Genomic DNA, 12,493 nt, shown 5'->3' with positions numbered 1-12,493 from the left:
CCCCGGATCGGCTGCCAGATTGACGCCGGCTCGCACATCTATCAGTTTTTCCCCGTAACACCATAGCGAAGCTCAATCGCCTTCGGCTTTCGGTCCCGGAAAAGCCGGGCTATGATGGCTCCACTTTTTTGCTTCCGAACCACGGAGATTCTTCCATGAGCGAATTCATCACCAACGTCACCGATGCCAGCTTCGAGCAAGACGTGCTCAAAGCCGAAGGCGCGGTGCTGGTCGACTACTGGGCCGAGTGGTGCGGTCCGTGCAAGATGATTGCCCCGGTCCTCGACGAAATCTCCAAGGACTACCAGGGCAAACTGAAAGTCTGCAAGCTGAACATCGACGAGAACCAGGACACCCCGCCGAAGTACGGTGTGCGTGGCATCCCGACCCTGATGCTGTTCAAGAACGGCAACGTCGAAGCGACCAAGGTAGGTGCCCTGTCCAAGTCCCAGCTGGCTGCCTTCCTCGACGCCAACATCTGATTCGCGCGGCCACCAGCGCCGCCGAAGCCTCATCAGAAGCGTCCCGGAAAAGCCCCGCGCAAAGCGGGGCTTTTTCATTGGCCTGCACTAGACTCCCCGTTGCGCCGGTGTTACATTCGGACCGCTGCTCTTTCTCGCAGCCCTCCACGCCGTCGCCGACGCACTCCTATTCGAATAAGCACAGCGATCCTGTCGCCTTCTCAGCGGCGCGGCCTAAAAAGCTCAATGCTTTCCCTTCTCCATATCTATCTACGTCATTCCTATGAATCTGACCGAACTCAAGCAAAAGCCGATTGGCGAACTTCTGGAAATGTCCGACGCCATGGGCCTGGAGAACATGGCCCGTTCGCGCAAGCAGGACATCATTTTCGCCCTGCTGAAAAAGCACGCGAAGAGCGGCGAGGAGATCTCTGGTGACGGTGTGCTGGAGATACTCCAGGACGGCTTCGGCTTCCTGCGCTCCGCTGACTCTTCCTACCTGGCCGGCCCTGACGACATCTACGTCTCCCCGAGCCAGATCCGCCGCTTCAACCTGCGGACCGGCGACACCATAGTTGGCAAGATTCGTCCTCCGAAGGAAGGCGAGCGTTACTTCGCGTTGCTCAAGGTCGACTCGATCAACTACGACCGCCCCGAGAACGCCAAGAACAAAATCCTGTTCGAGAACCTCACGCCCCTGTTCCCCAATGAGCGCCTGAAGATGGAAGCCGGCAACGGCTCCACCGAGGACCTCACCGGCCGCGTGATCGATCTCTGCGCACCGATCGGCAAGGGCCAGCGTGGCCTGATCGTGGCGCCGCCGAAGGCGGGCAAGACCATCATGCTGCAGAACATCGCAGCCAACATTACCCGCAATAACCCCGAGTGCCACCTGATCGTCCTGCTGATCGACGAGCGCCCGGAAGAAGTGACCGAGATGCAGCGCACCGTGCGCGGCGAAGTGGTCGCCTCCACCTTCGACGAGCCGCCGACCCGCCACGTGCAGGTCGCCGAGATGGTGATCGAGAAGGCCAAGCGCCTGGTCGAGCACAAGAAGGACGTGGTCATCCTGCTGGACTCCATCACCCGTCTGGCACGTGCCTACAACACCGTGATTCCGAGCTCCGGCAAGGTACTCACCGGTGGTGTCGACGCCCATGCCCTGGAGAAGCCCAAGCGCTTCTTCGGTGCCGCACGCAACATCGAGGAGGGCGGCTCGCTGACCATCCTCGCCACTGCGCTGGTCGAAACCGGCTCGAAGATGGATGAAGTCATCTACGAAGAGTTCAAGGGCACCGGTAACATGGAACTGCCGTTGGACCGTCGCATCGCTGAGAAGCGTGTGTTCCCGGCCATCAACATCAACAAGTCCGGTACCCGCCGTGAAGAGTTGCTGACCGCCGATGACGAGCTGCAGCGCATGTGGATCCTGCGCAAGCTGCTGCACCCGATGGATGAGATCGCCGCCATCGAGTTCCTGCTCGACAAGCTGAAAGACACCAAGACCAACGACGAATTCTTCCTGTCGATGAAGCGCAAGTAAGTCTTGGATGTGCCGCAAGAGCCGGGGAAACCCGGCTTTTGCGTTTCTGTGCTGGCCCTTTGTCCTTCTGAATAACCCAGTTCGGCGCTAAACTTTGCGCCCCGACCTGCACGCCCCAAGAGGCTCAAGCATGCAGTATCGCGATCTGCGCGACTTTATTAGCGGCCTGGAACGGCGCGGCGAGCTCAAGCGCATCGTCACCCCGGTTTCGCCCGTGCTGGAAATGACCGAAATCTGCGACCGCACCCTGCGCAAGCAAGGTCCGGCGCTGCTCTTCGAGAAACCCACCGGCTTCGACATCCCGGTGCTCGGCAACCTCTTCGGCACCCCCGGACGCGTGGCATTGGGGATGGGTGCCGAGGACGTCGGCGAGCTGCGGGAGATCGGCAAGCTGCTGGCCTTCCTCAAGGAGCCCGAGCCGCCCAAGGGCCTGAAGGACGCCTGGTCCAAGCTACCGATCTTCAAGAAGGTCATTGCCATGGCGCCCAAGGTGCTGAAGGACGGCCCCTGCCAGGAAGTGGTGGAGGAGGGCGATGATGTCGACCTCACCCGGCTGCCGGTGCAGACTTGCTGGCCTGGCGATGTCGCTCCGCTGATCACCTGGGGCCTGACCGTCACCCGTGGCCCGAACAAGGAGCGGCAGAACCTCGGCATCTATCGCCAGCAGGTAATCGGCCGCAACAAGGTCATCATGCGCTGGCTGAGCCATCGTGGCGGTGCCTTGGATTACCGCGAGTGGTGCGCCAAGCATCCAGGCCAGCCGTTCCCGGTGGCCGTCGCCCTGGGCGCTGATCCGGCGACCATCCTCGGTGCCGTTACCCCGGTGCCGGATTCTCTCTCCGAATACGCTTTCGCCGGCCTGCTGCGGGACAATCGCACCGAGCTGGTGAAGTGCCGTGGCAATGACCTGCAGGTGCCGGCCAGCGCCGAAATTGTTCTCGAAGGGGTGATCCATCCCGGCGAGATGGCCGATGAAGGTCCCTATGGTGACCACACCGGCTACTACAACGAAGTGGACAGCTTCCCGGTATTCACGGTGGAGCGCATCACTCGCCGCCAGAAACCGATTTACCACAGCACCTACACCGGACGGCCGCCGGATGAGCCGGCCATCCTTGGCGTGGCGCTGAACGAAGTCTTCGTGCCGATCCTGCAGAAGCAGTTCCCCGAGATCGTCGACTTCTACCTGCCGCCGGAGGGCTGCTCCTACCGCATGGCGGTGGTGACCATGAAGAAGCAGTACCCAGGCCACGCCAAGCGCGTAATGCTGGGTGTCTGGTCGTTCCTGCGACAGTTCATGTACACCAAGTTCGTCATAGTCACCGACGACGACGTCAATGCGCGCGACTGGAACGACGTGATCTGGGCCATCACCACGCGCATGGATCCCAAACGCGACACGGTGATGATCGACAACACGCCGATCGACTACCTGGACTTCGCTTCGCCCATCTCCGGCCTCGGCTCGAAGATGGGCCTGGACGCCACCCACAAGTGGCCCGGCGAGACCAACCGCGAATGGGGTCGGGTTATCGTCCAGGACGAAGCGGTGAAGCGCCGCGTCGATGAGCTTTGGTCTTCTCTGGGAATCGATTGATGCGTGTCACCCTGCAACCTTCTGGCGCGGTCATCCAGACGGCTCCCAACGAGCGGATTCTGGATGCGGCGCGCCGTCTCGGCTACGAGTGCCCGCAAAGCTGCCGCAACGGCAACTGCCACGTGTGCGCGGCCCTGCTGGTGGAAGGGCGGGTGCGCCAGAACGGTGCCGAACTGAGTCAGGGCGAGCTCTTCACCTGTCTGGCTGAACCGATGGAAGACTGCGTGCTGCATTGGGACGGTGTGTTGGCCCCGGGCGAACTGCCGGTGCGCGCATTGAGCTGCCAGCTCAGCGAGTGTGTGGAAGTGGGCGGCGATGTCTGGCGCGTGCGCCTGCGTGCCCCGGCCGGAAAGCCGCCGCGTTACCACGCCGGGCAGTACTTGCTGATCGAGCGTGACGACGGTGAGTCATCGGCCTTTTCCATGGCCTCGGCGCCCAGCGCCGGGCGGGAGATCGAGCTGCATATCCTTGCGCGCGAGAGCAGCGCCAAGGCACTGCTCGCGCAACTGCAGCGTACCCGCATGGCCAAGGTCCGCATGCCCTTCGGCGATACCCACCTGGCGGAACTGCCTGACGGCCCTCTGGTGCTGATCGCTGCTGGCACCGGCATGGGCCAGATGCACAGCCTGATCGAACACTGCCGATCTGCAGGCTTCAGGCACCCGGTGCACCTGTACTGGGGGGTGCGTCAGTCGGAGGACTTCTATCAGTTGGCCCACTGGGACGACTGGCAGCGCCTGGACAACCTCTTCCTGCACAAAGTAGTCAGCGAACCGGCTGACTGGCAGGGTCGCTGCGGCCTGTTGCATGAAGCGGTGTGTGAGGACTTTCCTGACCTCAAGTCCCTGCGGGTCTACGCCAGCGGCTCGCCCGCCATGGTCTATGCGACCCTCGATGCCCTGGTGGCAGCCGGGATGGATGCCCACCAGATGCGTGCTGACGTGTTCGCCTATGCGCCGCGCCCCTGAACTCCGGACATGAAAAGACCGCCCTCGGGCGGCCTTGTGCGTTCCATAGGATGGGTATCGCTTCGTGTTCGATCAACCTATCCTGCCGGTCCATGCCTCAGCGCACTTCCACTACCACCTTGCCCACGGCCTGGCGCGTGGCCAGGGCATTGATGGCGTCGCTTGCGCGCTCCAGCGGGAAGGTCTGGGACACCAGCGGTTTCAGTTTGCCCTCGGCATACCAGGCGAACAGCTGCTGGAAGTTGGCCAGATTGTCCTGGGGCTGGCGTTGGGCGAAAGAACCCCAGAACACGCCCACCACTGAGGCACCCTTGAGCAGCGCGAGGTTGACTGGCAGCTCGGGGATGCGACCGCTGGCGAAGCCGACGACCAGCAGGCGGCCATTCCAGTTGATCGAGCGCACGGCGGCGTCGAACAGGTCACCGCCCACCGGGTCATAGATCACGTCGGCGCCCTGGCCGCCGGTGAGCTCCTTGACGCGGTCCTTCAGGTTTTCCTCGCTGTAGTTGATCAGCGCGTCGGCACCGGCGGCCTTGGCCACTTCCAGCTTCTCCGCACTGCTGGCCGCAGCAATTACCCGCGCGCCCATGGCCTTGCCGATTTCCACCGCCGCCAGGCCGACGCCGCCGGAGGCGCCAAGTACCAGCAGGGTTTCGCCGGGTTGCAGGTTGGCGCGCTGCTTGAGGGCATGCATCGAGGTGCCGTAGGTCATGCCGAAGGCGGCGGCGGAGTTGAAGTCGATGCCTTTGGGAATCGGCATCACATTGTAGGACGGCACCGCCACCTGTTCGGCAAAGCTGCCCCAGCCGGTCAGCGCCATCACCCGGTCGCCGGGCTTGAGGTGGCTGACCTTCTCGCCAACCGCCGCGACCACACCAGCTGCTTCGCCGCCCGGGGAGAAGGGGAAAGGTGGCTTGAACTGGTACTTGCCTTCGATGATCAGGGTGTCGGGGAAGTTGACCGCCGCGGCGTGTACGTCGATCAGGATCTCGTTCTTCTTGGGTTCGGGGCTGGCGACTTCCTCCAGCACCAGGGTGTCGGCGGGACCGAAGGCTTTGCACAAGACGGCTTTCATCGCGGAGCTCCTTGGCTTGGGGCGCTGGCCCCGGGCATGTGGCCTTGCAGTGTAGGTGGGGTGCCTGGAGGGTCAATCAGCATGGCTGCGCCTGATGGGCCTGCATAAACGAAGGTCTTGGGGCTGGCCGCACCTGTGGCTATGCTAGGCGCCATTCGTGCTGAGGATAATCCAGGTGAAAAGACTGACTGCAATGTTGCTGGCCCTGACCCTTCCGCTGCTGGCGGTCGCCAGTGAGGACGAGCCCAAGGAAGGAGAGACGCCCAAGGTTGCCTATGTTGATCTGGTGCCCTCCCTGGTCGGCAACTATGGTTCCGGGCCGCGCCTGAAGTATTACAAGGCGGATATTTCCCTGCGGGTCACCGGTCCTGAAGCCCAGGAAAAGGTCACTCGTCATGAGCCTCTGATTCGCAACCAACTGGTGATGCTTTTCTCCCAGCAGACCGACGAGACCCTGAACGCGTCCGACTCCAAGGAGAAGTTGCGCCAGGAAGCCCTCAAGCAGGTGCAGCAGGTGTTGCACAGCGAGGAAGGTCTGCCCTTGGTGGACGACCTGCTGTTCAACAACCTGATCATTCAGCCCTGACCCTTCTCCCACAAGCAGGTGCGGTTGCGTCCCTCGTGCTTGGCCCGGTAGAGCGCGGCGTCGCTGCGTGATACCAGGCTGTCGGGCTGGTCCTCGCGGGCTGGGTCGGAAATCGCGATACCGATACTCAACGTCAGGTACCCCTCCGGGCTGGCCGGGTGTTCGATGGCCAGTGCGGCCACTTGCGCCATTACCCGTTCTGCCACATGTCGCGCACCGTCTTCGGCGGTATTGGCGAGGATGATGGCGAACTCCTCGCCACCGTATCGGCAAGCCGCGTCGCCTTCGCGTTGCAGGCTCTGTTGCAGCGCCTGGGCCACTTGGCGCAGCGCGTCGTCGCCAGCCTGATGGCCGAGTCGGTCGTTGTATGCCTTGAAGTGATCCACATCCAGCATCAGCAAGGCCAGCGGTGCGCCAAGGCGACGCAGGCGGCGCCACTCGCCATTGAGCTGACGATCGAAGTATCGCCGGTTGAAGAGTCCGGTGAGGCCGTCCTGCTGGGATAGTCGCTGCAGACGCGCCTCCAGCTCGAGACGTTCGCGGTTGTCGCGGGACACGCCGATCAGATAGTCACGGCCATTCAGACTGACCATTTGTGCGCTGATCTCGGCTGCCTGGAGGCTGTCGTCGGCGCGGCGCATCTGCCGCTGGAAGATGCCGGAGTCGCCATCCCTGCGTGCCTGGCGCACCAGCTCCAGCCAGGTATGGAAGCCGGGCAGCAGTTGTTCCGGATCTTCCTTCAGCAGTTGTCGGAATGCCTCGGCGCTGTAGCCCAGGCCGGCATGGGTGGCCCGGTTCATGTGCAGGACCTCACGGTTGGCGAGGTCGAAAATGAACAGTCCATCCTCGCTGGAATCGGTCAGGTCGAGTACCAGTTGCAGGCGCTCGCGGCTTTCACGCAGATCCTGTTCGACGTGCTCACGCTGGCTGACCTCTTCATTCAGGCGCCGGTAACCGGCCTGCAGGGCGCTGGCGCGGCGGGCGTTTTCCAGCGCCAGGACCAGGGCGGCGACCAGCAGCAGGCTCGTGAGCAGGCTGGCGCCGAGAACCACCTGCGGGAGTGGCGACCTGAGTTGCTCCACCAACTTGGGGGTCGGAGAGAGTTGCAGGGAGAAGTTGCTGTTATTGAGCAGGTGCAGCGGCACGCGTTGGCTGAGGGACGGCAGGATTTCGGGCTGCTCCTGGTGATAGATGGAGCGGCCGGATTCCAATAGCAGGACGCTGAAGTCCTGGTTGTCGAGGTCGGCGAGGAGCTCATCCATCAAGGTCTCGACCCGAAATACGCCCTGGAGGAAACCGTCGAAGCTCCGATCACTCTGTTCGTCGCGGATGTAGAGCGGGGTATAGAGGACGAAGCCGCGCCCGCCCTGGACCAGGGCGAAGCTGTTGGACATCTGCGCCTCGCCACTGGCCTTGGCCTGCATGGCGAGGTTGAAGTTGGGATGGTTGCGGGTCAGGCGGAAGCCGATTGCGGCTTCATTGCCCTGCTCGGGGAGTACCCAGCGCATGCGCAGATCGGCCCCCATCCACTGGATCGACTGGTAGCCGGGGAAGTGCTCCAGGGCGAAGTTGGCTTCCAGGGTCCACTCGTCCCGCGGGATACGGCCTCGATGGTTCCACAAAAGGGCCATGCGACGCAGGCCCTCGACCTCATCGATCAGGTTGTTTTCCAGCTCGGTCGCGAGCGTTCGCGCCTGATAGCCCACGCGGTCACGGATGCGCTCCTGCTGGGCGTCTTCCAGTTGCTTCCAGAGCAACAGGCTGGTGCCGCACATCGCCAGGAAGAGCAGGGCGAGTGTCGTTCGGACCAGCCAGGCAGGATGAGAATGCGGCATGGATGCGCCCCGGAGGATTCCCCTCCCTCATAGCACAGGGCCATTCCTGACTCAACGCAGGGCCAGTACCCCGGACCATTCTTCCTCGGTCACCGGCATTACCGACAGACGGCTGCCCTTCTGCACCAGGGGCATGCCGGCGAGCACGGCCTGCTCACGCAGGGCGGCGAGTGGAATGACGTGGGGGAAGGCCTCGACGAATTCCACGTCCAGGGCGCTCCAGGGATTCTTCTCCGCGTTGGCCTTGGGGTCGTGATAGTGGCTTTGCGGGTCCAGGGCTGTGGGGTCCGGGTAGGTCTCGCCAGCAATCCGTGCAATACCGGCTATGCCTGGCTCGGGGCAACTGGAGTGATAGAAGAAGAACAGTTCGCCCGGGCGCATGGCGCGCATGAAGTTGCGTGCCTGGTAGTTGCGCACGCCATCCCAGCGTGCCTTGCCCAGGCGCTGCAGGTCGTGGATGGAGAGTTCGTCGGGTTCGGATTTCATCAGCCAGAAAGGCATGAACTTTGCTCCTGTACGTTCGTCCTTAATTGGGGTACTCAAGCTTGGGGTCTGGCCGACAGCCGGTTGGCGTCATAAATTGCGTGTTCGCTCACGTTGCCGGAGAATGCCGCGCTTTAAGCTGCTACCGCCGTTCGGTCCAATCAAAACAACAACTCGCCATCGGTCATCGCGCGAAGTTTGCCTGCAAGGGGGAGGCAATCGATGAAACGCAAGCCAGACATTCTCTGGGTATTGGTCATCATTTTTGGCCTGGGTGTGGTTACTACCGGTTACACCCAAAGCCTGTGGGAGCGCCAGAGCAGCGCACCCATCAATTTGACCCAGCAGCCCTGATTTCACGCTGATCGGCACCGCAAGGATCGTGGTGCCGTCGTCAGGTCCGTCAGTACCAGCCTCTATCCGTTACGGTTGCCTGCAGGGCCACGTCCCAGCGGGCCAGTTCCAACCTGTCCACCTTCTGACATTCGTGCGCCAGGCCCAGCAGGGCTGGTTTGCGCCATTGGCGTCGACGTGCCAGATAGGCCAGGCTGCGGTCGTAGAAACCGCCGCCCATTCCCAGACGCCCACCGTATTCATCGAAACCCACCAGGGGCAACATGACCAGATCCAGTGCCCAGACCTTGCGCTGCTGCGCCGGATTGGCACGTGGCTCGAGGATGCGGAAGCGGTTCTTCTGCAGCCTTTCTCCCGGCCGTAGACGCTGGAACACCATCTTTTCCCGTGGCCAGGCATTCAGTACCGGCAGGTAGGCCTGTTTGCCCCGGCGTTGGGCTTCGCGCAGCAACGGACGTGGGTCGATCTCGCCATTGGTGGGCAGATAGAGGGCGACATGTCGGGCGCGGCGGAACAGCGGGTTCTGCGCGAGCTGGCGATAGAGGGACTTTGCGGCGTGTTTTTGCTGGAGGGGGGTGAGTGCGCGGCGGGCCTGGCGAAGCAGGCGGCGCAGGCTCTGGCGGGAATGTGAACCGGCGCAGATCATGAAAAAAATAGACTCCCCGGTTGTGCCGCTGTCGGGTTAGCCCTTGAACCCGAAAGTTCAAGGTGGAGGCTGCAGGAGGCGTTAAGGCTTTCCGTCAGGCGGACATGCACACCGGCCTCAACTTGCAACCCCCGTGGTTGCATTTATCGGCTCAGGGACATCACCGACTGGCCAACACACCAGGGAGCTGGCGGCGAGTATACCCCAAGAACCGTTCAGGAAACTGCTGCGCGTCGGTCCGGCCGCGTCAAAAAACGCCAGAGAGCGTCAGTTTGTCGCGGCCGGGGGCTCAGGCCTGCTGGGTGTCCGGGTCAGCCGCCAGGGCGTGGTCGACACGCTCCAGCAGGTCGCGGACCCGCTCGCGGGTGGACGAGGCTTCCTGGTCCAGGCGCTGCTGCTTGTGCAGCAAGTCATGGGTGATGTTCAGGGCGGCCATCACGGCGACACGGTCGGCACCGATGACTTTCCCGCTGGAACGGATCTCGCGCATCTTGCCGTCCAGGTAGCGCGCGGCGCTTTCCAGGTTGGCGCGCTCGTCCGCAGGGCAGGCGATGCAGTATTCCTTATCGAGGATTTGGACGGTAACGGTGTTGGACTGGGTCATGAATCCTGCTCCAGGGCTTTCAGGCGCGAAATCATCGCTTCGACCTTTAGCCGGGCCATTTCGTTCTTTTCGATCAGATGAGCGCGTTCTTCGCGCCAGGCCTTCTCGCTGGCAAGCAGGAGCCGGTTCTGGGCCTTGAGCTGCTCGACACGCTGGATCAGCAGTTCCAGCTTGGCTGTCAGTGCATGCAGTTCGGCATCTTCCATGGGCTGTCTACTTGGTGGGGAGTGACCGGGACTATATAGGACCGACTCCGGGAAGGGTCAAACCCGCAAGCGCCGGCGCGATTGGTTGCACGCCTGCGGTCAGGGCCTGAGGACCGCAAGGCCAATGCTGCCTTCACGGCGCCAGGCTGCTAGGATACGAGGCCGTCATTCTAGTGATTGCGCCCTCTGGCGCCTAGCCACCCTTATGTCCAGTTCGAATTCTCCCTACAACGCTTTCGCCGCGCTCCTCGCCTCCACCGGTCAGCCGGTTTCCCCCGCCGAACTGCACGGCGTGTTGCTCGGTCGCAGCTGCGCCGGCGCCGGCTTCGACCCCGAGCCCTGGCTGGAGGATGCTGCCGAGCTGCTCGGTGGCGCCCCGCAGGACAACCTGCGCCAGGCCCTGATCGGCCTGCAGGAAATGGTCAAGAGCGAGCTGACCGGCACCGAAATGGCCGTGGTGCTTCTGCTGCCCAGCGACGATGCGCCGCTGGCCGAACGTGCTGCCGCCCTTGGCCAGTGGTGCCAGGGCTTCCTCGGCGGCTTCGGCCTGACCGCCCGTGAAGGCGCGTTGTCCGGCGAAGCCGTCGAAGTGCTCCAGGACCTCGCCTCGATCGCCCAGGTGCAGAGTGCCCTGGAAGACTCCGACGACGGCGAGAGCGACTATATGGAAGTGATGGAGTACCTGCGCGTCGCGCCCCTGCTGCTCTTCGCAGAATGCGCCAAGCCTGCCGCGCCGGCCGCCAAACCCTCGTTGCATTGACTCGAGCGGCGGGCCGTCTGCCCGCCCTGAAGGAGCGCGCATGACCCGTATCCCCAAGGCAGAATATGCCCGCCGCCGCAAGGCGCTGATGGCGCAGATGGAAGCCAACAGCATTGCCATCCTGCCCGCCGCGCCCGTGCATATTCGCAACCGCGATGTCGAGCACGTCTACCGTCAGGACAGCGACTTCCAGTACCTCAGCGGGTTTCCCGAGCCGGAAGCCGTGCTGGTGCTGATTCCCGGCCGCGAACATGGCGAGTACGTGCTGTTCTGCCGCGAGCGCGATCCGGAACGTGAACTCTGGGACGGCCTGCGCGCCGGCCAGGATGGCGCCATCCGGGACTTCGGCGCCGATGATGCCTTCCCCATCGGTGACATCGACGACATCCTTCCCGGCCTGATCGAAGGGCGCAGCCGCGTCTACTACTCCATCGGCACCAATACCGAGTTCGACCAGCACCTGATGGAGTGGGTCAACACCATCCGCTCCAAGGCCCGCCAGGGCGCACAACCGCCCAAGGAATTCGTCGCCCTCGACCATCTGCTGCACGACATGCGCCTGTACAAGTCGGCGGCTGAAGTGAAGGTCATGCGCGAGGCCGCCGAGGTCTCCGCGCGCGCGCACGTGCGCGCGATGCAGGCCGCCCGGGCCGGGCTCTACGAGTACCATCTGGAAGCCGAACTGGAATACGAGTTCCGCAGGGGCGGAGCGAAGATGCCGGCCTACGGCTCCATCGTCGCCGCTGGCAAGAACGCCTGCATCCTGCATTACCGCGAGAACGACGCACCGCTGAAGGATGGCGACCTGGTACTGATCGACGCCGCCTGCGAGCTGGACTGCTACGCCAGCGACATCACCCGCACCTTCCCGGTCAGTGGCCGCTTCAGCCCCGAGCAGAAGGCCATCTATGAGCTGGTGTTGAAATCCCAGGAAGCCGCCTTCCTCGAAATCGCCCCCGGCAAACACTGGAACGAAGCCCACGAGGCGACCGTGCGGGTCATCACCGCCGGTCTGGTTGAGCTCGGCCTGCTCAAGGGCGATGTCGACGAACTGATCGCCTCCGAAGCCTACAAGGCCTTCTACATGCACCGTGCCGGCCACTGGCTGGGCATGGACGTGCATGACGTCGGCGAATACAAGGTCGGCGGTGAGTGGCGCGTGCTGGAGCCGGGCATGGCGATGACCGTCGAGCCCGGCATCTACATCGGCGCCGACAATCAGGACGTGCCGAAGAAGTGGCGCGGCATCGGCGTGCGGATCGAGGATGACGTGGTCGTCACCAAGCAGGGTTGCGAGATCCTTACGGGTGGCGTGCCCAAGACGGTCGACGAAATCGAGGCGCTGATGGCTGCTGCGCGCACCCAGGCCGCCTGA

14 protein-coding genes and 1 other RNA gene are annotated in these 12,493 nt (G+C 63.2%); 8 read left to right on the top strand and 7 right to left on the bottom strand.

Annotated elements, in window-relative coordinates; translation table 11 throughout:
* Positions 1-155: 155 nt before the first annotated feature.
* The 4 genes from trxA (at position 156) to FFS60_RS10500 (ending at position 4,569) form a co-directional block, all read left to right on the top strand.
* Positions 156-482: a thioredoxin TrxA gene (gene trxA, locus FFS60_RS10515; RefSeq protein ID WP_028626828.1), complete on the top strand. Its 327-nt coding sequence runs from the start codon at positions 156-158 to the stop codon at positions 480-482.
* 262 nt (positions 483-744) lie between these two features.
* Positions 745-2,004 carry a transcription termination factor Rho gene (gene rho / locus FFS60_RS10510; RefSeq protein ID WP_016495310.1) on the top strand — a complete coding sequence of 420 codons (1,260 nt, stop codon included), beginning with the start codon at positions 745-747 and terminating at the stop codon, positions 2,002-2,004.
* Between the two features lie 130 nt (positions 2,005-2,134).
* Positions 2,135-3,601 (top strand): 4-hydroxy-3-polyprenylbenzoate decarboxylase, encoded by a 1,467-nt coding sequence (gene ubiD, locus FFS60_RS10505; protein ID WP_028626827.1) that lies wholly within the window; start codon positions 2,135-2,137, stop codon positions 3,599-3,601.
* A complete protein-coding gene (locus FFS60_RS10500; protein WP_028626826.1) occupies positions 3,601-4,569 on the top strand; it encodes a CDP-6-deoxy-delta-3,4-glucoseen reductase in 969 nt (322 codons plus the stop codon). Before ubiD ends, FFS60_RS10500 begins: the two co-directional genes overlap by 1 nt.
* Positions 4,570-4,666: 97 nt before the next feature.
* On the opposite strand, the gene FFS60_RS10495 is transcribed toward FFS60_RS10500, so the two are convergent.
* Entirely contained in the window at positions 4,667-5,644 is a 978-nt protein-coding gene (locus FFS60_RS10495) for an NADPH:quinone oxidoreductase family protein (protein ID WP_137821944.1), read from the bottom strand.
* 175 nt (positions 5,645-5,819) lie between these two features.
* Here FFS60_RS10495 and FFS60_RS10490 point away from each other — a divergent pair, with 175 nt between their 5' ends.
* Positions 5,820-6,230, top strand: coding sequence for a flagellar basal body-associated FliL family protein (locus FFS60_RS10490; protein WP_028626824.1), 411 nt, complete (start codon positions 5,820-5,822; stop codon positions 6,228-6,230).
* Here FFS60_RS10490 and FFS60_RS10485 read toward each other — a convergent pair.
* Together FFS60_RS10485 and FFS60_RS10480 are read right to left on the bottom strand one after the other, a co-directional pair.
* The gene (locus tag FFS60_RS10485; protein WP_028626823.1) at positions 6,221-8,065 is read right to left on the bottom strand and encodes a diguanylate cyclase domain-containing protein; all 1,845 of its coding nucleotides are present in this window, start codon (positions 8,063-8,065) and stop codon (positions 6,221-6,223) included. The two genes, FFS60_RS10490 and FFS60_RS10485, sit on opposite strands and share 10 nt — an antisense overlap.
* Before the next feature lie 51 nt (positions 8,066-8,116).
* Positions 8,117-8,566, bottom strand: a complete 450-nt coding sequence (locus FFS60_RS10480; RefSeq protein ID WP_137821943.1) for an EVE domain-containing protein — start codon at positions 8,564-8,566, stop codon at positions 8,117-8,119.
* A 204-nt stretch (positions 8,567-8,770) separates the two neighbouring features.
* Here FFS60_RS10480 and FFS60_RS29015 point away from each other — a divergent pair, with 204 nt between their 5' ends.
* On the top strand, positions 8,771-8,902 hold the full coding sequence (locus FFS60_RS29015; protein ID WP_256658067.1) for a hypothetical protein: 132 nt from the start codon (positions 8,771-8,773) through the stop codon (positions 8,900-8,902).
* 49 nt (positions 8,903-8,951) lie between these two features.
* On the opposite strand, the gene FFS60_RS10475 is transcribed toward FFS60_RS29015, so the two are convergent.
* The 4 genes from FFS60_RS10475 to FFS60_RS10460 all read right to left on the bottom strand — a co-directional run bounded on the left by FFS60_RS10475 (position 8,952) and on the right by FFS60_RS10460 (position 10,358).
* Positions 8,952-9,548, bottom strand: coding sequence for a 5-formyltetrahydrofolate cyclo-ligase (locus tag FFS60_RS10475; protein WP_137821942.1), 597 nt, complete (start codon positions 9,546-9,548; stop codon positions 8,952-8,954).
* Between the two features lie 9 nt (positions 9,549-9,557).
* Positions 9,558-9,737, bottom strand: a non-coding RNA gene (ssrS, locus tag FFS60_RS10470) — 6S RNA.
* A 100-nt stretch (positions 9,738-9,837) separates the two neighbouring features.
* Positions 9,838-10,152 carry a cell division protein ZapA gene (locus FFS60_RS10465; protein ID WP_028626820.1) on the bottom strand — a complete coding sequence of 105 codons (315 nt, stop codon included), beginning with the start codon at positions 10,150-10,152 and terminating at the stop codon, positions 9,838-9,840.
* Positions 10,149-10,358 (bottom strand): TIGR02449 family protein, encoded by a 210-nt coding sequence (locus FFS60_RS10460; RefSeq protein WP_028626819.1) that lies wholly within the window; start codon positions 10,356-10,358, stop codon positions 10,149-10,151. The genes FFS60_RS10465 and FFS60_RS10460 overlap by 4 nt, the downstream gene beginning before the upstream one ends.
* A 205-nt stretch (positions 10,359-10,563) precedes the next feature.
* Between FFS60_RS10460 and FFS60_RS10455 the strand changes: the two genes are divergently transcribed.
* Both FFS60_RS10455 and pepP read left to right on the top strand, forming a co-directional pair.
* Positions 10,564-11,118: a YecA family protein gene (locus FFS60_RS10455; protein ID WP_028626818.1), complete on the top strand. Its 555-nt coding sequence runs from the start codon at positions 10,564-10,566 to the stop codon at positions 11,116-11,118.
* Positions 11,119-11,158: 40 nt separating this feature from the next.
* Positions 11,159-12,493, top strand: a complete 1,335-nt coding sequence (gene pepP, locus FFS60_RS10450; protein ID WP_137821941.1) for a Xaa-Pro aminopeptidase — start codon at positions 11,159-11,161, stop codon at positions 12,491-12,493.

Origin of the sequence: Pseudomonas sp. D(2018), assembly GCF_005502555.1 — a bacterium.
GTDB lineage: Bacteria > Pseudomonadota > Gammaproteobacteria > Pseudomonadales > Pseudomonadaceae > Metapseudomonas > Metapseudomonas resinovorans.
Note: the sequence above shows the minus strand (reverse complement) of the source record. Positions and strands in the feature narration are given on the sequence as shown.